At 69.2% G+C, this 24,815-nt stretch carries 22 protein-coding genes; 10 read left to right on the forward strand and 12 right to left on the reverse strand.

The features are described 5' to 3' along the window. Positions 1 to 11: 11 nt before the first annotated feature. Complete coding sequence (locus E0H50_RS33195; RefSeq protein WP_131294953.1) at positions 12 to 992, reverse strand: Gfo/Idh/MocA family protein; 981 nt, start codon at positions 990 to 992, stop codon at positions 12 to 14. 179 nt (positions 993 to 1,171) lie between these two features. On the opposite strand from E0H50_RS33195, the gene E0H50_RS33200 reads away from it, so the two are divergent. The 3 genes from E0H50_RS33200 (at position 1,172) to E0H50_RS33210 (ending at position 5,529) form a co-directional block, all read left to right on the forward strand. Next, positions 1,172 to 2,320, forward strand: coding sequence for an ROK family transcriptional regulator (locus E0H50_RS33200; protein ID WP_131294954.1), 1,149 nt, complete (start codon positions 1,172 to 1,174; stop codon positions 2,318 to 2,320). A 62-nt stretch (positions 2,321 to 2,382) separates the two neighbouring features. Continuing rightward, positions 2,383 to 4,116, forward strand: coding sequence for a DUF4832 domain-containing protein (locus E0H50_RS33205; RefSeq protein ID WP_131294955.1), 1,734 nt, complete (start codon positions 2,383 to 2,385; stop codon positions 4,114 to 4,116). A 9-nt stretch (positions 4,117 to 4,125) separates the two neighbouring features. Continuing rightward, a complete protein-coding gene (locus E0H50_RS33210; protein WP_131294956.1) occupies positions 4,126 to 5,529 on the forward strand; it encodes a DUF4832 domain-containing protein in 1,404 nt (467 codons plus the stop codon). Positions 5,530 to 5,632: 103 nt separating this feature from the next. On the opposite strand, the gene ftsH is transcribed toward E0H50_RS33210, so the two are convergent. Then, on the reverse strand, positions 5,633 to 7,669 hold the full coding sequence (gene ftsH, locus E0H50_RS33215; protein WP_131294957.1) for an ATP-dependent zinc metalloprotease FtsH: 2,037 nt from the start codon (positions 7,667 to 7,669) through the stop codon (positions 5,633 to 5,635). Between the two features lie 65 nt (positions 7,670 to 7,734). Between ftsH and E0H50_RS33220 the strand changes: the two genes are divergently transcribed. Together E0H50_RS33220 and E0H50_RS33225 are read left to right on the forward strand one after the other, a co-directional pair. After that, a complete protein-coding gene (locus E0H50_RS33220; RefSeq protein ID WP_131294958.1) occupies positions 7,735 to 8,670 on the forward strand; it encodes a nucleoside hydrolase in 936 nt (311 codons plus the stop codon). Positions 8,671 to 8,816: 146 nt separating this feature from the next. Further along, complete coding sequence (locus E0H50_RS33225) at positions 8,817 to 9,422, forward strand: ClpP family protease (protein ID WP_165547387.1); 606 nt, start codon at positions 8,817 to 8,819, stop codon at positions 9,420 to 9,422. Positions 9,423 to 9,426: 4 nt separating this feature from the next. Here the strand turns inward: E0H50_RS33225 and E0H50_RS33230 are convergent, their stop codons facing one another. From E0H50_RS33230 to E0H50_RS33250, 5 genes are read right to left on the reverse strand one after another with little or no spacing between them, the layout of a single operon-like run. Next, positions 9,427 to 10,392: a quinone oxidoreductase family protein gene (locus tag E0H50_RS33230; RefSeq protein ID WP_131294960.1), complete on the reverse strand. Its 966-nt coding sequence runs from the start codon at positions 10,390 to 10,392 to the stop codon at positions 9,427 to 9,429. Between the two features lie 9 nt (positions 10,393 to 10,401). Further along, complete coding sequence (locus E0H50_RS33235) at positions 10,402 to 10,761, reverse strand: hypothetical protein (RefSeq protein WP_131294961.1); 360 nt, start codon at positions 10,759 to 10,761, stop codon at positions 10,402 to 10,404. Further along, positions 10,758 to 11,621 (reverse strand): DODA-type extradiol aromatic ring-opening family dioxygenase, encoded by an 864-nt coding sequence (locus E0H50_RS33240; protein WP_131294962.1) that lies wholly within the window; start codon positions 11,619 to 11,621, stop codon positions 10,758 to 10,760. The genes E0H50_RS33235 and E0H50_RS33240 overlap by 4 nt, the downstream gene beginning before the upstream one ends. Before the next feature lie 17 nt (positions 11,622 to 11,638). Then, a complete protein-coding gene (locus E0H50_RS33245) occupies positions 11,639 to 12,421 on the reverse strand; it encodes a citryl-CoA lyase (protein ID WP_131294963.1) in 783 nt (260 codons plus the stop codon). Then, complete coding sequence (locus tag E0H50_RS33250; protein ID WP_238151541.1) at positions 12,418 to 13,545, reverse strand: CaiB/BaiF CoA transferase family protein; 1,128 nt, start codon at positions 13,543 to 13,545, stop codon at positions 12,418 to 12,420. Before E0H50_RS33250 ends, E0H50_RS33245 begins: the two co-directional genes overlap by 4 nt. Positions 13,546 to 13,724: 179 nt before the next feature. Here E0H50_RS33250 and E0H50_RS33255 point away from each other — a divergent pair, with 179 nt between their 5' ends. Genes E0H50_RS33255 through E0H50_RS33265 form a run of 3 tightly spaced genes read left to right on the forward strand, consistent with a single transcriptional unit; the run spans position 13,725 to position 16,457 of the window. Next, on the forward strand, positions 13,725 to 15,173 hold the full coding sequence (locus E0H50_RS33255) for an amidohydrolase family protein (protein WP_131294965.1): 1,449 nt from the start codon (positions 13,725 to 13,727) through the stop codon (positions 15,171 to 15,173). A gap of 22 nt (positions 15,174 to 15,195) precedes the next feature. After that, positions 15,196 to 16,017 (forward strand): IclR family transcriptional regulator domain-containing protein, encoded by an 822-nt coding sequence (locus tag E0H50_RS33260; protein ID WP_131294966.1) that lies wholly within the window; start codon positions 15,196 to 15,198, stop codon positions 16,015 to 16,017. 8 nt (positions 16,018 to 16,025) lie between these two features. After that, on the forward strand, positions 16,026 to 16,457 hold the full coding sequence (locus E0H50_RS33265; RefSeq protein ID WP_131294967.1) for a VOC family protein: 432 nt from the start codon (positions 16,026 to 16,028) through the stop codon (positions 16,455 to 16,457). Between the two features lie 9 nt (positions 16,458 to 16,466). On the opposite strand, the gene E0H50_RS33270 is transcribed toward E0H50_RS33265, so the two are convergent. From E0H50_RS33270 to E0H50_RS33280, 3 genes are all read right to left on the reverse strand, one after another. Then, entirely contained in the window at positions 16,467 to 16,928 is a 462-nt protein-coding gene (locus tag E0H50_RS33270; protein WP_131294968.1) for a hypothetical protein, read from the reverse strand. A gap of 7 nt (positions 16,929 to 16,935) precedes the next feature. Next, positions 16,936 to 17,520: an RNA polymerase sigma factor gene (locus E0H50_RS33275; protein ID WP_131294969.1), complete on the reverse strand. Its 585-nt coding sequence runs from the start codon at positions 17,518 to 17,520 to the stop codon at positions 16,936 to 16,938. A gap of 72 nt (positions 17,521 to 17,592) precedes the next feature. Next, positions 17,593 to 20,199, reverse strand: coding sequence for a CHAT domain-containing protein (locus E0H50_RS33280; protein ID WP_131294970.1), 2,607 nt, complete (start codon positions 20,197 to 20,199; stop codon positions 17,593 to 17,595). Between the two features lie 48 nt (positions 20,200 to 20,247). Here E0H50_RS33280 and E0H50_RS33285 point away from each other — a divergent pair, with 48 nt between their 5' ends. Then, positions 20,248 to 21,522, forward strand: coding sequence for a S8 family peptidase (locus E0H50_RS33285; protein ID WP_131294971.1), 1,275 nt, complete (start codon positions 20,248 to 20,250; stop codon positions 21,520 to 21,522). Between the two features lie 220 nt (positions 21,523 to 21,742). Here the strand turns inward: E0H50_RS33285 and E0H50_RS33290 are convergent, their stop codons facing one another. Continuing rightward, the gene (locus E0H50_RS33290) at positions 21,743 to 22,051 is read right to left on the reverse strand and encodes a hypothetical protein (protein WP_131294972.1); all 309 of its coding nucleotides are present in this window, start codon (positions 22,049 to 22,051) and stop codon (positions 21,743 to 21,745) included. 223 nt (positions 22,052 to 22,274) lie between these two features. Between E0H50_RS33290 and E0H50_RS33295 the strand changes: the two genes are divergently transcribed. Then, positions 22,275 to 23,720 carry an alkaline phosphatase PhoX gene (locus E0H50_RS33295; protein ID WP_131294973.1) on the forward strand — a complete coding sequence of 482 codons (1,446 nt, stop codon included), beginning with the start codon at positions 22,275 to 22,277 and terminating at the stop codon, positions 23,718 to 23,720. Here E0H50_RS33295 and E0H50_RS33300 read toward each other — a convergent pair. After that, a complete protein-coding gene (locus E0H50_RS33300) occupies positions 23,708 to 24,811 on the reverse strand; it encodes a serine hydrolase domain-containing protein (RefSeq protein ID WP_131294974.1) in 1,104 nt (367 codons plus the stop codon). The genes E0H50_RS33295 and E0H50_RS33300 overlap by 13 nt on opposite strands. Positions 24,812 to 24,815: the final 4 nt, after the last annotated feature.

The following is a 24,815-nucleotide window of genomic DNA, read 5'->3' on the forward strand; positions in this document are numbered from 1 at the left end:
GGGACGTCCTCTCAGCTGTAGGAGATCACTCGGTTGGACTCGGCCGCCGCGTTCGCCGCGACCACCAGACGGGTCAACTCGACCGCGCGTTCGATGTTCTCGTCGGCCCGGGTCCCGTTGGTGATGTGATCGACCCACTGCGCGAACGGATCCGGCGAGTGCTCGGGCACCGGCAGCTGCTCGCCGTTCACGGTCAGCAGGTTGCCGGCGTCGGTGTAGGTGAGCGTGCCCTCGGTGCCGAACAGCTCGATCGTGAACGGGTTGCTGCTCGCGAACCCCGCCTCGATCACCCCGATCTTCTGGTCGCCGTACCCGGCCACCACGACAGCGTTGTCTTCCAGGCCGCGATCCGCGACCGAGCGGTACGTCGCGCTCACGGTCTCCGGCGTCGCGCCGAGGAAGAGCTGGATCAGGTACACCGGGTGGCAGCCGAGGTCGGTGAGCGCGCCGCCGATCGCGGCCTTCGGCTCGAAGAACCGCTGCGGGAGCCAGCCGTCCTTGCCGTCGCGCGCGATCGCCCCGTCGTGCGAGAGCCGGACCCGGCCGTAGGTCAGCTGCCCGAGCGTGCCCTTGTCGAGCACCTCCTGGATCGCGGTCGTGTACCCGTGCGCGAGCCGCGGCAGCGAGACCGTCAGCTTCACACCGGCGGCGTCGGTGGCGGCCACGATCTCCTCGGCCTCGGCGACCGTCGGAGCGAGCACTTTCTCTGTGTAGATGTGCTTTCCGGCCTGCGCGGCCTTGACCATGATGTCGCGGTGGACGTCGGTCGGCGTCGTGATCACGACCCCGTCCAGGTCGTCCCGCGCAAGCAGGGCGTCAAGGTCGCCGGTGAACTCGACGCCGAACTGGTCGGCACCGGCCTGGCCGCGCTCGGCATCGTCGTCCCAGACGGCCACCAGGTCCGTCCCCGGATGCGCCTGGGCCTGCCTGGAGTAGTCGCCGGCATGGACGTGCCAGAAGCTGAGCGTCGCGATCTTCAGCGGGTTGGACACGCTGGTCCTCCTCAGTGGAAACCTTCGGAAACGTTTCGGATCGACCGTCGGCAGATCACGGTACAACGTTGTCAGGAGAGTGCAACAGACTTCCGGCGCGCCCGTTCACACGGTGAGACTCGCGCGCAAACGGGATGCTTATAGTTATCCAGGAGTCCAGGGATATGTGGAGGGTCGCGATGAGTGAACAGCCCGCCGGCGGGGACCTCTCGCGGTTGCGGCAGCTCAACGCGTCCGCCGTACTGCGGGAGTTGCGCGGTGATCAGCCGCTGACGCTCACCGAACTGTCGAAGCGAACACGGCTGTCGCGCGCTTCGACCGAGGACGTGGCGCGGGACCTGGTCGGGCGCGGGTGGCTGACCGAGGTGGCGCCCGCGTCCGGGTCGGTCGGGCGGCCTGCTCGGCGGTACCGGTTCAACGCCGGGGCCGGGCGGTTGCTCGGGATCGACATCGGCGGACACAAGGCGCTCGCCCTGGTCACCGACCTGGACGGCGAGGTGCTGAACCAGAGCCGCATCGAGATCCCCGCCGACGCCGGCCGGCGCGAGCGACTCGCGGCCCTCGACCGCTGCGTGGCAAAAGCGCTCGCCGGGGGTTCGGGCGGGGAGATTTGGGCGACGGGGGTGGCGACGACCGGGCTGGTGGATGGGACCGGGAAGGTGATGCTGTCCGATTCGTTGCCGGAGTGGACCGGGGTCGATCTGGGTGCTCATGTACGGCGGCTCGCGCCGGGGCCGGTGCGGGTGGAGAACGACTGCAAGCTCGCAGCGCTGGCGGAGACCTGGCGCGGGGTCGCGCGCTACGCGAAGGACGTCGTGTTCCTGCTCGCCGGCCTGCGTACCGGCGCCGGCCTGATCATCGACGGCAAACTCCACCGAGGCTTCGCCAACTGGTCCGGCGAGATCGGCGCCCTCCCAGCCGCCGGCTGGCAGCAAGCCCCCGAACATCTCACCCAATGGCTCGATACAACCACCCAGACCACCAGTCACAGCTCGGACGGAGTGGACGGGTTTGAACGGGTGTTCGTGGCGGCTCGGGTGGGTGATCGGGGGGCTCTGGCGGCGGTTGAGGGGTATGTGCGGGATCTGGCGGTGGGGGCGTCGGCGTTGGTGCTGACACTGGATCCGCAGTTGGTGGTGATCGGGGGTGGGTTTTCGCGGTCGGCGGACGTGATGGTGGAGCCGTTGCGGCGCGAGCTGGACCGGTGGTGCTTGCGGACGCCGGAGATCCGGGTATCGGCGTTCGCCGACGAAGGGGTGGCGCTCGGCGCCGTCCGGCTGGCGCTCGACGAGGTCGAGTCGACCATCACCACCGGCCTCAGACCTTGACATAATTTTCCTGGACTCCATGATTATCCCCATCGCCCCGCCCAGCGAGAGGAAGCATCGTGATGCGTCCGTACCGTCTGTTCACCGCCATCGCCACCGCCGGCGCGCTGCTCGCCGCGGTCCTGTCCTCCCCTGCCCACGCGACGATCGGCGGCGCCACCGCGACCAACACCGCAACGACCGTCACCTACCGCTTCTCCTACACCGGCACCCCTCAGTTCCTCCGCGTGTACGTCGACACGGACCGCAACCCCGCCACCGGTTTCGCCCAGGCAGGCACCGGTGCTGACTACCTCCTCGAGAACGGCAGCCTCTACCAGCACACCGGCACCGGCTGGAGCTGGACGCTGGTCCGCGCGGTCACCTTCACCAACACCGGCGGCGTAGCCCAGTGGACGGTCGACCGCGCCGACCTCGGCGAGACCGCCACACCGAACGACGCCGACCTGATCTTCCAGGCGGAGGCCCCGCTCGAGACGTCTACGAAATACACGCAGACCTACACCGGTGGCAGCAGCGGCGGCGTGACCTACACCCCGTCGACGGAGAACTTCGCCAACCCCGAGCGCGGCTTCTACCACCACACGGGTGACTGCGACAAAGCCGACTTTTCTCAGTCCACCCTGGAGACCTACCGCACCAGCCAGGGCATCTCGCTGGTGATGTGCGTCTTCTACCTCGCCGAGTACAAGAACGGCCCGATCGCCCAAGCGGCTCTCGACCAGTTGCAGCAGCAGCTCGCCACGGTCCGCGCGGCCGGTCTGAAGATGGTCCTCCGCCTCGCGTACACCACCTCCACCACAGGCGACGACGCCACGAAGGACCGTGTCCTGGCGCATCTCGACCAGTTGGCGCCGTACCTGACTGCGGGCAAGGACGTGATCGCCGTCGTCCAGGCCGGTCTGATCGGCGCCTGGGGTGAGTGGTACTACACGCAGAACTTCGGCAACGCCGGCGTTGTCTCCGCCACCGACTGGGCGAACCGCAAGGCCGTCACCGACAAGCTGCTGAGCGTCGTGCCGTCCACGCGGATGATTCAGCTCCGTACGCCGAAGTTCAAGCGGACCATGTACTCGACCACCCCGGTCCAGCCCGGTGACGCCTACAACGGATCGAGCCTGTCCCGGATCGGTCACCACAACGACTGCTTCCTCGCCAGCGCAGACGACTTCGGCACGTACGAGAACCCGTCCGTCGAGTACCCGTACCTGCAGGCGGAGACGACGTACGTCGCGATGGGCGGCGAGACCTGTGGTGTGAACGCACCGCGCTCGAACTGCCCGACAGCGACCGCTGAGCTCGCGCAGTTCCACTGGTCGTACCTCAACACCGACTACGAGCCCAATGTCCTCAACTCGTGGAACAGCGGCGGCTGCCTGACCACGGTCACCAAGAACCTCGGCTACCGCTTCCGCCTGGAGTCCGGCACCTACCCGGGCACCGCCTCCCCCGGCGGCAGCCTGCCGATCAGTTTCACCGTCCACAACGACGGCTACGCCACGCCGTTCAACCCGCGAAACCTCGAGCTGGTGCTGCGGAACACCTCCACCGGCTCCACCTACAAGCTCCCCATCTCCTCCGACGCACGCCGCTGGACCGCGGGTACGTCGACCACGGTGTCGCAGACCCTCACCGTGCCCAGCAGTCTTCCGGCCGGCTCGTACGCCCTGTTGCTCAACCTGCCGGATCCGCTCCTGTCCACTCGCCCCGAGTACTCGATCCGTCTAGCGAACCAAGGCACGTGGGACGCGGCGACCGGGATGAACTCGCTCCTGCACACACTCACTGTCAGCTAGGAGATTCAGATGAGACGGCTTGTCACAGCCCTAGCGGCGATCGGTCTGTTGCTGCCGACCCAGGCAGCCATGGCGCACGAAGCCCCGGCGACGGCTCGCACCTACACGACCAGCGACGAGGTGTTCGCCAACCCCGAGCGCGGGTTCTATCACCACACCGAGACGCACTACAAGGCCGACAACACCGGCTACGTCCCACTCGACGTCACCACGTTGCGGAACTTCCGGACCCAGGAGCACATCACGCAGATCCTCCGCGTGTTCTACCTGGAGAAGTTCGCGAGCCGGGACGTGATCGACAAGCAATACCTCGATTTGGTCCGCGCCGACTTCCGGACCGCCCGCGCGGCCGGGGTCAAGGTGATCGTCCGGTTCGCGTACGCGCTGCCCGGAGCCGGCTGGCCACCGCCGACGCCGTACGGCGACGCGCCGGTCGCCCGGGTCCTGAAGCACATCCAGCAACTCACCCCGGTGCTACGCCAGAACGCCGACGTGATCGAGGTCGTCCAGTCCGGCTTCGTCGGCCTCTGGGGTGAGGGCTACTACACCGACCACTTCAGCAACCCGCAGGACCCGAGCCAGGTCTCGGACCAGAACTGGGCCGACCGCAAGGCAGTGACCGACGCGCTCCTGAAGGCCCTCCCGAAGGACCGGATGATCCAGGTGCGGACGCCGTACATGAAGCAACGGATGTACGACGTACCGACCGGGACCGAGGGTGCGCTGACCGCGGAGCAGGCGTACGACGGTTCGCCGCCGGCCCGGATCGGGCATCACAACGACTGCTTCCTGGCGAGCCCCGACGACTTCGGGACCTATCTCAGCGACCCGATCGAGCTCGACAAGGATTTCGTTGCCCAGGACACCAACTATGTGCCGGAGGGCGGCGAGACCTGCACGGTGAACCCCCCGCGCTCGGAGTGGGAGTCGGCGTCGGCGGAGATGGCGCGGCTGCATTTCTCGTACCTGAACACCGACTACAACAAGGACGTGCTCGGCAGCTGGGGCGCCAACATCGAGGTCGCGAAGCAGAAGCTCGGCTACCGGTTCGCGCTCACCGAGAGCACTGTCACGAGCCGGCGCGGCAAGGTCGAGGTCGCTCTGCAAGTACGCAACGACGGCTGGGCTGCGCCGTACAACCCGCACCAGGTCCAGCTGATCTTCCAGAACGCCAAGCACACGTTCAAGGTGGACGTCCCGGCCGATCCGCGTCGCTGGGGAAGCGGTACGACGACCAACCTCGACTGGAAGGTCGCCGCACCGCCTGTCCCCGGCAAGTACCGCGTACTGCTGAACCTGCCGGATCCGCTCCTGTCCTCTCGCCCCGAGTACTCGATCCGCCTGGCCAACGTCGGCACCTGGCAGCCGAGCACCGGTTACAACGATCTGCAGCAGACGGTGACGATCGGATAGCGTCCACGGTCCGTACGGTGCCGGCGGACTGGGCACAGCAAACGGTGGTTGGCGACAAGGTATTGCTTGTCGCCACCCACCGTCGCCTGTCTCCAGTCCCGAGTTACGCGCGGTCGCGTGGGGCCGGTTGGGGTTCGGGGGTTGCGGGGGGGGTGGGGGGGGCGTGGGTGATGCCGGCGGCGGCGTAGGCGTCGGCTTCGTCGAGGGTTTCGTGTTCGAGGAGCTGGGCGGCGATCGAGTCGAGTTTGGGGCGGTTCTCGCGGAGCAGGCGGCGGGCCTCGGCGTAGCACTGCTCGATCAGGCGGCGTACCTCCTCGTCGACGGTGTTGAGCAGTTCGTCCGACACTCCCGCCGTACGCGCGTCACCCTCGGCCGGAAGGATCGACACCGGACCGATCGCGTCCGACATCCCCCACCGCCCGACCATCGACCGGGCGATCCGGGTCGCCGTCTCCAGGTCGCTCTCGGCGCCCGTCGTCACGACACCGAGCACCTCCTGCTCGGCCGCCATCCCGCCGAGCGCCCCGATGATCCGCCCGCGCAGATAGTCCACGTCGTACCCGTACCGATCGGACTCCGGTGTCGACAGCGTCACCCCGAGCGCCCGCCCGCGCGGAATGATCGACACCTTCCGCACCGGGTCGGCACCCTTCTGGATCATCCCGAGCAAGGCGTGCCCGCCTTCGTGGTACGCCGTGCGCCGGCGCTCCTCCTCCGGCATGACCACGTTCCGCGCGGTCCCGAGCTGGACCTTCTCCAGCGCGTCGGTCAGGTCGCGGTGACTGATCTGCGACTCGCCCTGCCGGGCCGCTGCGAGCGCCGCCTCGTTCAGCAGGTTGGCGAGATCGGCGCCAGTCATCCCGGGCGTGGACCGGGACAGCGCGGCCAGGTCGGCGTCCGGCGCGAGCGGCTTGCCGCGCGCGTGCACCTTCAGGATCGCCTCGCGGCCCGGCTGGTCCGGTGCGTGCACCGTGATCGTCCGGTCGAACCGGCCCGGCCGCAGCAGCGCCGGATCGAGGACGTCGGCACGGTTCGTGGCGGCGAGCACCACGACTCCCTCGGTCCCGGAGAACCCGTCCATCTCGGTGAGGATCTGGTTCAGCGTCTGCTCGCCCTCGTCGTGCCCGCCGACCGACCGGGCGCCGCCGCGGGCGCGCCCGATGGTGTCGATCTCGTCGATGAAGATGATCGCCGGCGCCACCTTCCGCGCCTCGCCGAACAGCTCCCGCACCCGGCTCGCGCCGACGCCCACGATCATCTCGATGAACTCCGAGGCGCTCGCGGAGAAGAACGGCACCCCGGCCTCCCCCGCGGTCGCCCGCGCGAGCAGCGTCTTCCCGGTCCCGGGCGCGCCGGCCAGCAGCACGCCCTTCGGCGCCCGCGCCCCGAGCCGCCGGTACTTCTCCGGGTCCTTCAGGTAGTCGACGACCTCCTCGATCTCGGACTCGACCTCGTCGATCCCCGCGACGTCGGCAAACGTCACGCGCACGGTGCTCGGGTCGACCGGCTTCTTCTGCCGGCCGGCGCCGCCGCCGAGCAGCCCGCCGAGGCCACCGCCCGCCCGGCTCCGCCGGAACAGCCAGAAGTAGAACGCGGCGATCAGGATGAACGGGCCGAGCGAGATCAGCAGGTTGACGAGCACGCCACGCTGCGCGACCACCGGCGTCGCCCGGACCGTGGCGCCGCCCTTCTGCAGGTCGCCGTACAGGTTGTCGTTGGCGAACGTCGGCCGCTCGGTGGTGAACTTCGTGTACGTCGACCCGCTCTTGCCCGGAACCTCCGCGGCCTGCTTCAACCGGCCCTCGATGGTGTCGCCGCGGGCGAAGATCTCGGCGACGTTCTGCTTCTGCACCTGCGCGGTGAAGTCGGTGTAGGCGATGGTCTGCTCGCCGCCGGACATCTGGTCCTGCATCGTGGTGAGCAGGAACAGCACCAGGTACCCACCGACGATCCACGCGGCCCACTTCCACCACCGCGGCCGGCGAGGCTTGTCGTCGTCACCGTGCCCGGCCGGCAGCCCCTCGGTCCGCCATGGCTTGTGCGATCGCTGCGATCCGTCGTTCTTCCGGTCCCCCTGGTCCCCGCCCTGACCCCGGTCGGCGCTGGACTCGTCCTTCGCCGGCGGCTCCTTCTCGCTCATGAAGCCAACATAGGACCTGAATCGTCACGGACCCAGCAACAACTCCGTGCCACGTATCCTGGCGCATGGCCACGCCTCTCATCCTCGACTGCGATCCCGGGCACGACGACGCGCTGGCGATCCTGCTCGCGGTCGCCGATCCGGCCGTCGAACTGCTCGCCGTGACGACCGTCGCGGGCAACCAGACCGTCGACAAGTGCACCGTGAACGCGCGCCGCGTCCTCTCCCTCGCGGGCGCGTCCGACATCCCCGTCGCGCGGGGCGCCGACCGGCCGTTGGTACGCCGGTTGCGCATCGCCGCCGACGTCCACGGCCGTACTGGACTCGACGGTCCGCAGTTCACGGACGAGCCGTCGGTCCCGGAGTCTGCTTCGTCGGCTCATGAGCTGCTGGTCGACGTACTGCGAACTCGGCAAGCCACCGTCGTCGCGACCGGGGCGTTGACGAATATCGCACGTCTGCTCACCGAGGAGCCCGATCTGGCCGCGAACATCACCGAGATCGTTTGGATGGGCGGATCCACCGAGCGCGGCAACATCGCACCGCTCGCGGAGGCGAACGCGTACGTCGATCCGGAGGCGGCGGATGTGGTGGTCCGTTCGGGGGTGCCGTTCACGATGTGCGGGCTGAACGTGACGCATCAGGCGCTGGTGACCGACGACGTCCTCGCGCGGCTCGAGCGGATCGGGACGCCCCTCGCGCGGATCTGCGGCGAATGGATGACGTTCTTCGCGTCGACGTACCGGGAGCTGTTCGGGTTCGCCGCGCCGCCGCTGCACGATCCGGTCGCGGTGGCGCGGGTGATCGATCCCGCGATCGTCCGGTGCGTCGAGGCCAATCTGGTGATCGAAACAGCCGGTGAGTGGACCGCGGGCGCGACGGTCGTGGACCTGGACGGCTACACCGGCCGGCCCACCAACGCGCGGATCGCCGTGGGCCTGGATCAGGACGCCTTCTGGGACCGGCTGCTCACCGCGATCGCGAAGCTCCCCGTCTGCTGACAGCGGAACAGCCTTCTCCCCAGTCCCCCACTGCCTCAGGGTGGAGGTGTCGAAGGAGGACATACATGTACGTCGAACAACACCCAACCGCCTCAACTCAGCCGGGTCCCGGGATTCCGGGGCGGCCGTGGCCTGAGATTCCTGGGGTGCCGCGGCCGGGGGTTCCGGGGCCGCCCGAACGGCCGGCGCCGCAACCGATCCTGCCGTCCTGGTACGAGCCGACGTCGATCACGCTCGAGCGCGAGCTGGCCGACCGGTTGCTGGCGGAGCGGGTGATCCTGATCGGCGGACTCCTCGACGACAGCCTCGCGAACCACATCGCGTCGCAGCTCCTCCTACTGAATGCCCAGGGCAACGACCCGGTGACGCTGCACCTGTCGTCGACCGACTCCGAACTGGAGGCCGCCCTGTCCGTCGCGGCCGCGATCGACCTGATCAGCGCCCCCGTCCACGCCATCGCCCGCGGCACGGTCCGCGGCCCCGCGATCGCCGTACTCGCCGCCGCCGAGCAACGCGAGGCCCACCACCACACGACGTTCGTCCTGTCCGCGCCCCGCTTCACCGCCGAGGGCACGGCCAACGAGCTGGCCGCGCTCTCCGAAGCACACGATCAGCAGTCCGCCCGGCTCCGGGACCTCATCGCCCAAGCAACCAACCGCCCGGCGGACGAGGTCACCACCGACCTGGAAACAGGCCGAGTGCTCACCGCCGAAGACGCGCGGGCCTACGGCCTGATCACCAACATCCGCTGACGTTTCAGGAGAAGGTCAGGACCAGACGACCGGGCGTGTTGCCGGTCGTCTGGCGCTTCCAGGCGCTGGCTACGTCGGCAAGGGTCACCGTTTCGTACGCGACGGTGATCTCGCCGGTGGCTGCGTGCTGGAGTACGGCGGTGAGCGCGTCGCGGCGTTGATCCGCGGTGAGCGCGTTGTTGGTGTAACCAAGGATGCTCGCCGACTTGCTCCGCAGCACCGCGGACGAGAACACAGCCTCGTCGTTCGACGACCCACCGAGGTTCACCAGTCGGCCGCCCGGAGCGAGCACCCGCGAGGCGGCCGTCGCGGCGACACCGAAGACCGAGTCGACCACGACGTCGTACGTCGGCTCGCCCAACCGGCCCGTCAACTCGTCGACATCGGTGCTCAGAGCAACCACCTCGTCGGCACCGGCCGCCAGCGCCCGCTCGCGCGACGCATCCGACCGTACGACGGCGACAACCTGCGATGCTCCGAGCACCCGCGCCGCTCCGATCGCCACCTGCCCGACCGCGCCGCCGCCTCCCAGCACAAGCACCCGCTCGCCCACCTGAATCCGCGCCCGCCAGGTCAACACCATCCACCCGGCTACCCCGGACAGCCCGATCGCGGCGACCGCCGCGTCCCGCACCGGTGCCTCCAGCACGATCAGATCGGCGTCGGGTACGGCGGCCCGCTCCGCGAAACTCCCGTCGCCCGCCGCCATCCCGGCCGAGGTCGCGAAGAACACTCGCGTGCCGGGGGCAACTGTCGCGGACTCCTCCACCACACCGACGCCTTGCACACCTGGTACGTACGGGAGCGCCGGCGGGCCGAAGTACGACGTACCGGAAGCGCACAGCAGGTCGAGAGGCACGATCGGGGCCGCGGTGACGCGGACGACCGAGACCCCGTCGCCGGCCACGGGATCGGGGTGTTCGGCGTGGGACGGCGGCTCGCCGTGAGTGTGCAGGACAGCGGCTCGCACGCGGTCTCCTCAGGTAGCGATGTCCGGATACGGTAGCGCGTGGTGCTGCAGCGCACGCCCGTACGCCTTCTGGTACTCGAGCGGCCCGTGGTCGCGCTCGAACATCGCGATGAACAACGTCAGCGTCAGGAACGGATGCGCACCCAGTCCGAACAACGCCACGTGATCGTGCTCCCGCAACGCGCGCCGCTCCTCGTCGGTGAACTCCAGCCAGGTCGACTTCTCCGCCACTGCGCAGTTCAACAGCTGGTTCGCCATCTCCTGCTCCCACCAGCTGACCGTCCCGGCTGCGTCCGAGCGGTAGCGTTCGACGAGCGAAGGATCCCGGTCGACGGTGTACAGGAACTTGTTCAACAGGTACTTGCTCATGCCGGCACTCCGTTCGGGTACCAGGTGAAATACGCCTCCATCGTGTGGAACAGGTCGAGCGAGTCCACGTGATCCGCCTTCGCTCCGGCCCCGGCGACGCCCATCATCAGCATGAAGTCCATGAAGCCGTGGGTCGCGTTGCCGGGCAGATGCAGGCTGTCGAGCGTCACCTCCGCCAGGCAGCCCTCGAGGTCGCCGCTCGCGATCCAGTCGACGGCCTTACGGTCGAACTCCGGGTCCGGGCCGTGCGCGCCGAACTGGCGCGGGCCGCCGAGTTCCAGCGACAGATGCCCGGTGCCGATGATCGCGACCCGTTTGTCGATCGGCCACGACTCGACCAGTTGCCGGATCGTCCGGCCGAGTTCGACGAACCGTCCGGGCCGCGGCAACGGCGGCGCGAAGATGTTGGTGTAGATCGGCACGATCGGCAGGTCCGCCTCCGGGCGGAGCGTGATGATCGGGCACGTGATGCTGTGGTCGATCCGCAGTTCGTTGCTGAAGGCAAGGTCGAACCCGGCGTCCAGCCCGTTCCGCAGGATGTGCCCGGCGAGCTGCTCGTCCCCGGCCAGCCGCATCCGCGGCAGGCCGAACTCGCGTTCCTCGTTGTACCAGTTCGCGTCGAAGTACGGCGCCTTGCCGACCAGGAACTGGGGCATGTTGTCCAGCCACAGCTGGTGGAAGTGATCGCTGCCGACCATCACCAGGAGGTCCGGCCGCGCCTTCGTCAGGGTCTCCCGGAAGGCCTCGATCTTCGCCACCCACGCGTCGGCGAACGGTGGCCGGTCGGCGCCGGTCGCGGTACTGGCGCGGTAGTAGAACGGATGGTGCGTGGAGGCGATCACCGCGGCGACTATGGCCATGTGGGTGCTCCTTGGTGTCAGGATTCCGGATCGACGTACACGGCGTTGCGATCGACGGTCAGGTAGGCGTCCATGCCGATGGGCCGTCGGCGTTCCTCGGCGAGCTGGCCGAGCAGACCAGCAGCCCTTGCCAGCAAGGCGAATCCGCGCAGCAGCTCGACCGGCAGACCGAGGTCGGCCAGCGCGGCACCGCAGACACCGGCGCCGTTCAGCGGCAGCTTGCGTCCGAGGACCTGCTCGTGCACCCGCCCGATCGCCTGGAACAGCTTCAGGTGCGGGCCCTCGAGTCCTTCTTCACGAGCGATGCCGATGAGTACCGGCGTCCGCGGATCCTCCACCTTGTGCACCGGATGCCCAAGCCCCGGGATGTACTTTCCCTGCACCCCGCGCACGACCTCGAGCGCGAACTCGTCCCAGCCGGCGTCATCCGTCGGCAGCTCGCGATCCTCGATAGCCTCGTGCAGGAACATCCCGCAGTCCTCGGTGACGCCGAGGAAGCGGGACCCTCCGCCGAGCAGACCGGCCGCTAGTGCGCCCTGCAGCGAGTCGGGCGCGGACAGGTAGGTCAACCGGGCGGCGATCGCCGTCGGTGTGAACCCGTGGTCCGCGAGCGCAACCAGGACCGCTTCGAACACCCGGGTCTCGGACGGTGTCGGACGGCGTAGGGCGACCAGCCAGAATGCCAACTCACCGAATCCGACCTTGCCCATCAGGTCCGCGGTGAGATCCTGTCCGAGCAGGCGGATCTCGTCGGCCGTCGACGTACCCAGCGAGGTCGGGAACACCGGTTCGTCGCTCATTCGGACAACCACTTCCTCAGCTCGGCGCCGTGCTCGTCCAGCGACGGCGGGGGCAGCCGGTACGACGCCGCGCTGTCCGAGAACGTGATCGGATTGCGGACCGTCGGGATGTCGCCGACGGTCACCACCGGATCCAGCCCGATGTCCTCGGCGAACGCCACGCCACCGTCCACCGTGTTGATCGGCCCGCACGGCACGCCGGCGGCGATGATGTCGCGGAACCAGTCCAGCTTCGTCCGCGTCATCAACCGGTCGACGAGCAGCGGCCGCAGCTCGTCACGATTGGCGGTCCGCTTCTCGTTCCGGTCGAAGCGCGGGTCGTCGGCCAGCTCCGGTACGCCGAGAACCTCCACCAGCTTGCGGAACTGCCCGTTGTTCCCGGCCGTGATGATCAGCTCCCCGTCCGCGCACGGCAGCGGCTCGTACGGGAACAGGCTCGGGTGGCTGTTCCCCATCCGCAGCGGTACGACGCCGCCCGCGACGTACGCGCTCGACTGGTTCACCAGACCGGACAGTGCCGACGACAGCAGGTTCACCTCGACGTGCTGGCCGCGCCCGGTCTCGTGGCGCAGGTTGAGGGCCGACAGCACCCCGATCGTCGCGTGCAGTCCGGCCATCACGTCGAACACCGAGATCCCCGCCCGATACGGCTCACCTGAAGGATCACCGGTCAGGCTCATCAACCCGGAGATCGCCTGCACGATCAGGTCGTACCCGGGCAGCTCGGCGCCACCCGGCCCGGACCCGAAGCCGCTGATCGACGCGTAGACCAGTCTGGGGTTGCCCTCGGCAACGGTTTCGTAGTCGAGCCCGAAGCGCGCCAGCCCGCCCGGCCGGAAGTTCTCCAGCAGCACGTCCGCGCGACGCGCCAGCTCCTGCGCCGCCGCGAGGTCGGACGGGTCCTTCAGGTCGAGCGCGATCGACCGCTTGTTCCGGTTCACCGCGAGGTAGTACGTCGAGACGCCGTCGCGGACCGGCGGCTGCCAGGACCGGGTGTCGTCGCCGCCCGGAGACTCGACCTTGACCACGTCGGCCCCGAGGTCGGCGAGCAGCATGGTCGCGTACGGACCGGCCAGGATCCGCGAGAAGTCGGCCACCAGCAGCCCGGACAGCGGTCCCGTCACACGACCTCCCGACGCCATTTACGGACATCTGTCCGCGCCTCAGTCTCAAACGCCCGCGACCAGCCTGTCAACCACTCGCCACGAACCCTTGACACCGCCTACCGGCACTCAGAGTATGAGCCTGACCGCCCCGTTGACCGTCATACGGACGTATGTCCGGGCACTTCTTGGAGGCATCGATGACCACAGTGCTGTTGCGGGGCGGGACCGTGCTGACGATGGACGACCAGCACACGGTGGTGCAGGACGGCGACGTACTGGTCGACGGCGACCGGATCGCCGCCGTCGGGCAACCAGGTCAACGCCTCGATGCGCCTGAGGGCACGCAAGTCGTCGACGCGTCCGGCGGCATCGTGATGCCGGGCATGATCGACACCCACCGGCACATGTGGCAGACCGCGATGCGCGCGTACGGCGCCGACTGGACGCTCACGCAGTACTTCGTCTGGTACTACCTGGAGCACGGCAAGATCTTCCGGCCGGAGGACATCCACGCGGGCAACCTGACGTCCGCGTGGGAGTCGCTCGAGGCCGGCGTCACCACCACGGTCGACTGGTCGCACGGGCTGCAGAGCGTCGACCACGCCGAGGCCGCGGCCGACGCGCTCAAAGCCGTACCCGGGCGGTTCGTCCTTGCCTACGGCAACATTCAGGCCGGGCCGTGGGAGTGGTCCGCGGATCCGTCGGTGCGCGCGTTCCTGGAGCGGTTGCGGGACGACGAGCAGCTCGGTCTGCAGCTGGCGTTCGACGTGACCGGTGACCCGGCCTTCCCGGAGCGGTCCGCGTTCGAGGTCGCGCGCGAGCTGGGGCTCGGTGTCACCACCCACGCGGGGGTCTGGGGTGCGACCAACGACAACGGCATCAAGCTGATGCACGAGAACGGCTTCATGACGCCGCAGAACATCTACGTGCACGCGGCCACTCTGACCACGGATTCGTACCAGCGGATCGCCGCGACCGGCGGCTCGATCTCGGTCTCTACCGAGTCCGAGCAGAGCGCCGGCCAGGGCTACCCGCCCACCTGGCAGGTACGCCGGCACAACATTCCGGTGTCGCTGTCGATGGACACCAGCGTGTGGTGGAGCGGCGACCTGTTCAGCGCGATGCGGACCACCCTCGGCGCGGACCGGGCACGTGAGCACCTCGAGGCGCACATGAAGGGCGAGACCGTGACGCACAGCCATTTGCGCGCCGAGCACGTCGTCGACTGGGCCACCCGCGGCGGCGCCCGCGCACTCGGCCGCGACGACCTCGGCAGCCTCGAACCGGGCAAGAAGGCCGACGTGATCCTGATCAAGAACGACGCGTCGCCGGTGTCCTTCCCGCTGATCAATCCGTACGGTCAGGTGGCGTTCCAGGCGCAGCGCGGCGACGTCCACACCGTGATCGTCGACGGCCGCATCGTGAAACAGGACCACCAGCTGGTGGGTTGCGACCTGCCCGCCGTACGCCGTGAGGTCGAGGCGACCGTCGACCACCTGCGCTCGGCGCTCGGCGAGGACGCCTGGCGGAGCGGGATGAACCCGGAACTGCCGGAGGGCGAGGTGCTCGACAACCCGTACCAGTACACGGCCTACAAGTCCGACTCGACCCGCGAGGCGCGTGGCACCATCTTCGGTGAGCCGTAATCGATCACCAGGAGGACGACTGATGGCAGGGCGTGGCGCAGGTCCGGACTTCGTCGAGTCATTGGCTCGTGGGCTGGACGTGCTCGCCTGCTTCGACGTGGACCACCGCACGATGTCGCTCACCGAGGTCGCGGCCGCCGCCGGCCTGGCCCGTCCGACCGCGCGCCGGCTGCTGCTGACGCTGGAGGAACTCGGCTTCGTCCGCACCACCGGCGGCGCGTTCCAGCTCACGCCGAAGGTGCTGACGCTCGGCATGGCGTACGTCGGTTCGCTCGGCCTGTGGGACATCGCGAAGCCACACCTCGAGACCCTGGTCGCGCGCACCGGCGAGTCGTCGTCGATGGCGCAGCTCGACGGCTCCGACATCGTGTACGTCGCCCGCGTGTCGGTACCGAAGCTGATCGCCTTGCGCGTCGACATCGGCACGAGGTTCCCGGCCGCGCAGACCTCGCAGGGCAAGGTCCTGCTCTCGGCGCTGTCCGCCGCCGAGTTGGCCGACGTACTCGCGCAGCCGAGTCGCGCCGGACTTCCGCCATACATCGGCCGCACCCCGGACCAGCTGCGTGACGAGCTGACCGAGATCCGGGCGCGCGGCTGGGCGCTGGCCGACGAAGAGCTCGCGCCGGGCGTCCGCTCGGTCGCCGCGCCGGTACGCGACGGCACCGGGACGGTCCGGGCCGCGATGAACGTCACCGTGCACGCTGCCGAGACGTCGGTCGACACGCTCCTGCACGACCACCTCCCGTTGCTGCTGCGGACCGCCGGAGATGTCAGCGCGGAGTGGGCGCTCTGGCAGTCTCGCCCGCACGTCGAGGTCGAGCAGCGGGACGAAACGACTGCTTGAATGGAGTTATGACTGTTCTCGACTCGCCCATCCCCCGGTTCCATCTCGCGATGCCGATCGACGACCTGGACGCGGCCCGGCACTTCTACGGCGAGGTGCTCGGCCTCGAACAGGGCCGCAGCTCCGACACGTGGATCGACTGGAATCTGCGCGGCCACCAGTTCGTCACCCACGTCGCGCCGGAGAAGACGAAGCGCATCCACAACCCGGTCGACGGGCACGACGTACCGGTGCCACATTTCGGGCTGATCCTGACCGTCGACGAGTTCCAGACCTTCGCCGAGCGGCTCAAGGCAGCCGGCACCGAGTTCGTGATCGAGCCGTACGTGCGGTTCCAGGGCCAGACCGGTGAGCAGTGGACGATGTTCTTCCTCGACCCGGCCGGAAACGCCCTGGAATTCAAGGCGTTCGCGGACGACTCCCAGGTGTTCGCAGCCTGAGTCGCCGGCCTAGGGCGTGACCCAGCCGGTGAGGATCGTCGTACCGGATTGCGTCGTGCACACCAAGCGGTAGGGAATGTTCGGCGGCGGGCCGAGCACGAAGAACCCGAGTTCGTCGATCTCCGCCTCGGCCAGCTTGCCGCCGTCGCCGCGGGCCGTGACCGTGCCGACCTCGGGCGGGTCGAGCTGGCCCAGGACCGCGGTCGGTGTCAGCTCGAGCTCGACCGTCCAGCCGTCCGAGGCGAACGTGAGCGACCGCAGGATCGCGCTCTCCGACCGGATCGCCAGGGCGTCGATCGGATCCTGTGCGGAGTCGTAGGTGAGCGCCGCCAGTTCGGCGTCGATGGTCCGCCATGCGAACGCCGCCTTGCCGGCTTCGACGAAGGCGGACGGAACTTCGTCCGCGGACGCCAGCGCGTCCCGCAGGGCTTCGATCAACTTCTCGTCGTCGTGCCAGTCCGGATCCATCACGGTTCTCTCACCCCCTCGTCCTGTCATCGGGTCCGTCCGCCGCCAGCCGTGCCAGCGCGGGAGTTTGTCGTAGCCGGGTCAGGCACCGGGCCCGGTTCGGGCCGATGCTGCCGACCGGCACCTGGAGCCGCCGGCTGATCTCGTCGTACGGCGCCGGCGGGTCCTGCATCAGCAGTGCGAGCAGGACCTGGCAGCGCCGCGAGAGTTCCGCGAAGGCGGTGCGCAGGACGGTCTTGCGTTCGTGCCGCAGTACTTCTTCCTCGGCGATCGCCTGCTCGGGAACGTCCGGCGCCTGTACGAAGTCCACCGGCTCGACCCGGCTGCTCGCGCGGATCAGCCGAAAGCACTCGCGCTGGGTCGTGGTCGCGATCCAGCCCGGTAACGCGGCCGGCTCCCGCAGACCGGGCAGGTGCTCGACCAGCCGCAGCCACACGCTCTGCCCGACGTCGTCGATATCCGGCTGCGCCAGGCGGCACCGCCGGCACACCGAATAGACGAGCGGCGCGTACCGCTCCACCAACTCGTCCCATGCACCCTTGTCGCCGTCCCTGGCCCTGGTGACCAGGTCGACGACTGTCGGATCATCCCGCATGCCGTCCCCCTTCCTCACCGGACCGCCGTACCTCTCTACTGGTACAGAGCGATCCGGACAACCGCTGATACATCAAGCGCCGAGCGCGACGAACGAACGACCCGCAGCATCGGCCACCGGATCACCTCGCGTCCCTCTGCGAGCCGCTGCGAACGCTGCCGCGAGTGATTGGCCTGCCTGCAGGTTCTCGTGCATCGCGAGCATCAAGGGCGCGGTTGCCGGGTCGTTCACCGGTACGACGCTCGCCAGGATGCCCGCCGCGCCTAGTGGGATCAGGCTGCTGCTCAACCCGAGCAGCTCGTCCGCGCCGACCGGCTTCGCGAGTCCGGAGTCGCAGCTCGACAACACCATCCGGTACGGCGCTCTGCGCAGCCGCTCGAAGTCGTACACCGTCAGCGGCCCGTCGTCGAGCCGCAACGACGAGAACAGCGGACTGTCCGCGCGGAACGTGCCGTGCGCCGCGATATGCGCGATCCAGGCACCGTCGAGTTCCCGCAGTACCTTCTCCGCGGTCGCGTCGCCGTCTGCCAGCACGGTCGCGTCCGGGTACTGCTTGGCGAGCTGCATGACCTCGGCGCGACCCGCCGACAGCCCCGGCCCGAGCACCAGCACGACACGACGATCCGCCGGCGGCCGCACCCGCCGCGCCCGCAACCAGACCGCGGCCGACGGCACGACGTTCACGGGCCGATCGACCAATACCGGTACCAGCCCCCAAGGCAACGCCTGCAACCTCCCCGGCGGCACCATCACAACTGGCCGATCCCCCAGCAGGTCCTGTGCAGACCCAAGAATCGCGTCCCCCAACCGCGCCCCCAACACCTCCAGCGAAGGCCCCAAATGCCCCGAGTGGGTGTGCGGGCGGGCGTGGGCGAGGCGGCGGAGGCGGAAGCGGGATCGCTCGATCTCGAGCGCCGCGGCAGCCAGCGGACCGACCTCGTGCTTCGTGATCCGCCCGTCCCGCACCACCACCGCATGCAACACACCGTCCACCTCGACCAGCTCCACGAGCACGGTCTCCCCCAACGCCTCCACCAACTCGTCCACATCGAACCGCCAGGCACCAGCAGCGCCGCCCCGCGGACCGGCTGCGGTGCGGAGGGCGCGATCACGGACTGTTTTCTCCAGGCGTCGGCGTTCCTTCTCCAAGGACGGATCGGGGGAGGCATCGAGCCGTCGTACGACGTCGCGTAGTGCCGCGAGTTCGCCGGTGAGCTGCTCGTCGTCCGGTGGTCGCACCGGCGGCACCCCGAGTGCGGTCGCCCGCCACCGTTCACCCCAGCTCAGCAACCGCCGCGGATCGTCGCGCCGCAGAGCGTCCCGCAACGCCAACTCAGCCAGCTCGGCCCCGTGCCCCGTCGCCAACGCCCGCAGTTCGGTCGCACCCATCGCCAGCCGGTGCTCGTCCAACGCATCGAGCCCACGACCGCACGCCGACAACATCCCCCGAACGTCGCCCCGCGCATCAGCCCGCAACGCCTTCCCCAACCACGCCGCGCTCCGGGCGATCGGCGGCGCGTCCTTACTGTGCCGCCCAGCCAACTCCAACTGCCGATCAGCCGCCCGAGCCCGCCCGACATCCAACGCCAACCGCCCCGCCAGCAAATGCGCAGCCGACGCCTCAGAAGCACCCAAAGCATCCAACCGCGCCGCCACCGCACTCACGCGCCGAAGCAACCGCTCCCCACGCTCCCCCGACTGATACCGAGCCTCCAGCAGCACCATCGACGAACGCACCGACCACCGCTCCCGCCGCTGCGCCGAAAACAACCGTCGCGCCCGCTCGGCGCGCTCCCGCGCCGCCGCCGGATCTCCTGCCGCCAACGCAGCAGTAGCCGCCGCGAACAACAGCTCCCCCCGTTTGGTCGCCGTACCGCCCTCGGCCGCGACAGCCTGATCCATCTCGGCCAACGCCTCCGTACTGAGACCAGCCGCAAGCAGTACGGCGCACCGATCGATCGCCAGATCCGGCCACACCACACCGACCGCGGCGAACCGCCGACCCGCTTCGTCGAGAGACCGCAGCGCCGCCGGCAGATCGCCGCGCGCATACGCGCCCAGACCCCGATTCTGCCGCGCCTCGGCGTACTCGAACTCCTGCCCGGTCGCCGCATACAACTTCTCGGCAACCGCGAAATCCGCGTCCGCCCGCTTCGTACCACCCAAAGCCAGCTGGATGAATCCGCGATAGTTCCGCGACCGCGCTTCCCAGACCTGATCGCCCGACCGCCGCAACCGGGTGATCGCCGACCGCAGATCGTCGAGCGCCTCGCGATGCCGCCCGAGCACCAGCAGTACGTCGGCGCGCCGCAGCAGCACCCGCCCGGTCAGCGCTCCGCGGCTGAGGTCGACCGCACGATCGAGCCGCGCCAGACCCTCGCGGCTCCGCCCTGCCCGGCCGAGCGTTGCGCCCAACGTGGCAAGGACATCCGCCTGCCGCTCGGACCGCCCGGACTGCTCCGCCAATCGCAGCGCGGTCCGCAACCGGCGGACCGCGGTGGAGACGTCGCCGAGCTGCCGTAGACCGATGCCCCAGGCCTGGTACGCGATCGACGCCTCGACCGCCGGCGGCGCACCGGCCAGCAGTGAGCGCGCCGACGCGATCGCGTCGTGCGGACGTGACAACGCGAGAGGCAGTAGATTCTCTACCGCCCCGGCACTCCCCCCTGCCGTCGGCATTCTGGAATAGTATCGGGCATTTCGACTGTCCAGGGGGGATGTAAGGAAATGGAAAATCAAACGACCGAACCGAAGTACATTGCTCAGATCAAACTGATTCTGGCCGCCTACGAGCGTCAGGTCGAGGTGTTCCCGGAGGACTGGGAGAAGCGGCCGGAGGGCGCCGACTACCTGTACCGCACCGGCGTCGTCCTGGTCCGCGACGAGGACGTCCCGCGGGTGATCGAGCTCTTCCAGGGCGGCCGCCCGGACGAGGGCGGGATCGGCGGTGTCACCCGGCTGCTGCTGCCGGACCGCGTGCCGCCCGAAGCGCCGGAGGATCGTTCGCTCACCCAACGATTCCTGAAGTACGCCGACCTGCGGCTCGGGCGCGGTGTCGTCACCCCGGAGCACCTGTTCTACGTCACGCCGAGCGTCAGCCCGTGCCCGGCGACCGAGCCCGAGGAGGTCACCCCGGGCACGCCGCCGGACCCGGTGCTGCCCACGCCGTTCCTGTCCGCGGGCGCCGCGGACGGTCGCGGGGTCAAGGTCGTCGTACTCGATGTGGGCTGGTCCGACGCACCGGCGGCGTACTGGCTGACCGGGGTCACCGGTGACCCGGAGAACGCGTTCGACGGCGCCGGGCACATCCGGCCGTACGCCGGTCACGGGACCTTCATCGCCGGGGTGATGCGGGCGATCGCGCGCAACGTCGAGATCGTCGTGAAGAGCTACTTCACCACGGCCGGTGCGATGTGGGAGTTCGATCTCGCCCAGGCACTGGACGAGATCCTCGATCTGGCGCCGGACATCATCAGTCTCTCGGCGGGCACCAGGACGCGGTTCGACCTGGCACCACTCGCTCTGGACGTCTTCGTCCAGACCCGGTTGAACCGCGTCAACGGCCTCACGCTGGTCGCCGCGGCGGGCAACGAGTCGTCCAGGGACTACTTCTGGCCGGCCGCGTTCCCCGAGGCCGTCGGCGTCGGGGCGCTGGCGGACAACGGGCGGGCCCGGGCGTCGTTCAGCAACTTCGGCGGCTGGGTCGACGTCTACGCGCCGGGCGAGCACCTGGTGAACGCGTTCCTGACCGGCGACTACGTGTGCACCGAACCACCGAACACCGGCGAGCTGCGCTCGTTCCAGGGCATGGCGCGATGGAGCGGTACGTCGTTCGCGACGCCGCTCGTGGCCGGCCTGATCGCGGGCCGGATGTCGGTCACCGGTGAGAGCGGCAAGCAGGCAGCCGACGCACTGCTGGCGTTCGCGCTCACGCAGCCCGAGCCGGGCACCGGGCCCGTCCTGCGCGCCGGCGACGCGCTCGGGTCACTGGGCCAAAACTGATGGGCCAGATCTGATGGGCCAGAACTGATCTGACCCGGCAGAACGTACGCGCTGACGCGGTGCGGATGTCCGGCCTGACCGCCCGGACCTCACGCACCACGTCAGCTCCCCCTCTTGCGTGCCCCGCGCCGCCCTCCCCCCTGCAACGGCCCGAAGGCTCCCCCACTTCTGCGGAGTCACCCTCGGTACCGGTTGATACACCCAGTTATCGAGAAAGTTTTCAACGGCTGGGCGGCTGCGGCTGCTCACAAAGGAACGGCGCCCGGTGACCGCCGGAGTGGTAGCTGTACTGCTTCCCGCCGGCCTCGAGGACCGTCCGGTTCCCCGGCACCAGCGCCTGGGTGTAGCGCATCCCCGGCTCCGGGCAGCCGAGGCTGCCGTCCGGCCAGGTGACCTCCTCGGAACTGACGACGGACACCTCGGCCGCGTCCACTCCCAACCGCTTGGTGAGGTCGGCCTTGGCTTGGTCGACCACACTCCCGGCCGGCTCCGAAGCGCTGCTGCTACTGCTGCTACTGCTCGGCGTCATCGACGGTTGTCCTCCAGTCACGGATTCATTGCCACACGCAACCAAAAGTACGGCTGCCGCCAGCACGGTCGTCACACTGCGCATCATGATCACCTCCCACAGTAGACGTCCGCCCCAGAGGATTCGTTGCAGATCTTTTGTTCAAGTTCCGTTTCCCCTCCGTCAGCCGTCGGCGTGAAGGATCGCGACAACGTCCCGTCCACGTAGTCAGCAGGAGTAAGCCATGTCTGTCGATCGTCGTTCCGTCCTCCGAGGTGCCGCCGTCGGCGCCGCCGGGGTCGGCTTCACCACCGTCGGCGCCGTGCCGACGCTCGCCGAGGCCGCGCCGGCCTCGCACGGCGACCGTTCCCCGTTCCCGCAGCACAAGCCGTTCCCGCCGCTGCTGGACGACCCGAAGGGCATCCTCGCGCTGCCGCCCGGCTTCAAGTACAAGATCGTCACCCAGGCCGGTGAGACCAAGCTGAAGACCGGTCAGCCGACCCCGAACGCCCACGACGGTATGGCGGTCTTCGCCGGCAGCCACGGTGGCTACCGCCTGATCCAGAACCACGAGATCAGCAGCAACGGACCGCTCGGCGTGGCGCCGATCGAGGGCACCGTCTACGACAGCGGCGTCGGCGCGGCCGGCGGCTGCACGGTCATCGAGGTGGGCCGCGACGGCAGCAATCGCGGCGAGTGGGTCGGCATCTCCGGCACCCTGACGAACTGCGCCGGCGGCCACACCCCGTGGGGCACCTGGATGACCTGCGAGGAGACCGAGAACAAGGCCAACGGCACCACCCGGCTCAAGGACCACGGCTACGTCTTCGAGGTCTGGGGCGACGGCAAGACCGCGCACCCGGTGCCGCTGAAGGCGCTCGGCCGGTACGCCCACGAGGCGCTCGCGATCGACGAGGACCGGACCCACATCTACCTGTCCGAGGACGCCTCCGGCCCGAACGGCACCTTCTACCGCTGGTCGGCGCCGCGCGGCTACCGGCTCAGCTCGCGCAGCTGGCAGGACCTGCAGAACAAGGACTTCGGCACGCTCGAGGCGCTGGCGATCCTCGGTGACGACGGCAAGCCGATCCCGGACGTCGCGTACCTGACGTCGGCCCAGCTGCTCCGCCCGTTCCGGGTCAAGTGGGTGCCGGTGCCGGACCGCGACGGCGCCACCACGTCGGTGCGCAAGCAGTTCACCGACGGCCAGATCACCCGCGGCAAGAAGTTCGAGGGCGTCTTCGGCACCAAGCAGGGCGTGTACGTCGTCAACTCGTACGCCGAGTCCGGTACCGCGGACCTGCCCGCCGACGCGGTCCCGCACGACGGCATGGTCTGGTTCTACGACTACGACGCCGAGACGATCCAGCTCGTCACCTACTTCCCCGAGAGCGCCATCGCGGACAGCGGGGACCCGGCGAAGTACGACGACTACAACTTCGACGGCCCGGACAACGTCACCGTGACCCCGTGGGGCTCGCTGATCCTGGCCGAGGACGGCAGCGCGAGCAGCCACGTGCTGAGCGCGACGCCGGGCGGCCCGACGTACGCGATCGTCCGGAACATGCTGAACGACTCGGAGTTCTGCGGCCCGGCGTTCTCGGACGACGGCAAGGTCCTGTTCGTCAACATGCAGAGCCCGGGCATCACGTTCGCCATCACCGGCCCGTGGCGCGACTACCTCGGCTGAGTGCTCCCAGCGCTGAGTGCTTCGAGCAGGGTGAGCGATCGATCGTCGGGACCGACGCGCACCTCGTTCATCAGGTAGGAGAAGGCGGTCTCGCGACGCGGCCAGGCGCCGTGTCGCGAGCCGCCGGCTCCGGCGTGACCGAAGGCGTCGGCCTCGTCGCCCATCCGCCCGTCGCCGGTCTGCAGCTCGTAACCGGCGCCGTACCTGATCTCGCTCCCCCACGTCGGCTCGGTTCCCCGCCGAATCTCACGGCGGCCGAGCGCGACAGTCTCCGGCGCCAGAACGCGCACGCCGTCCACCTCGCCGAGGAGCGACGCGTAGAACCGGGCCATCCCGCGCGCAGTCGCGTAACCACCGACCGCGGCCGGCCCGGCGGTGCGGTACTCGGCACTGTTCCAGATCTTCTCCGACCCCGGGATCCACAACGGATTCGGCCGGTTCAGCTCGGTCCACGGCCCGTCGACGAGGACTCCGTCCGGCGCGACCATCGTCGCCACCCGCCAGTGCAGTTCCTCCGGTACGCCGATCCACACCTCGAGCCCCAGCGGTGCGGCGAACTCGTCCGCGAAGAGCTGCCCCACGGTGCGCCCGTCCACTCGCCGTACCAACTCGTCCAGCAGCCAGCCCCAGGTCACCGCGTGGTACATGAACCCGGCCCGCGGATCGGACGCGGGCGCCTGCGCGGCCAGCTGCATCGCCATCGCGTCGTGGTCGAGCAGGTCGGCGTACCCGGCCTCGACCCACGGCAGCCGCGCCTGATGGGACAGCACCTGCGCGATCGTCGTATGTTCCTTGCCCTCGGCACCGAACTCGGGCCAGTAGCGGCTGACCGGATCGTCCAATTGCACCTGGCCGCGCTGCACCAGCAGCAGAACGCACGCGCTCGTGAGGCCCTTGGTCCCGGAGAACATCAGATGCACCGTGTCGCGATCCCACGCCCGGCCGGTGTCCGGGTCCGCCGTACCGCCCCACAGGTCGACCACCAACTCGCCCCGGTGGTACGCCGCGAACGCCGCGCCCAGCTCCCCGCGCTCGGTGAAGTTCCGCTCGAACGCCTCGGCGACGTCCTCGTATCCCGCTGCTGTCCACATGAGA

The organism is Kribbella sindirgiensis (assembly GCF_004331435.1).
Classification (GTDB): Bacteria; Actinomycetota; Actinomycetes; order Propionibacteriales; family Kribbellaceae; genus Kribbella; species Kribbella sindirgiensis.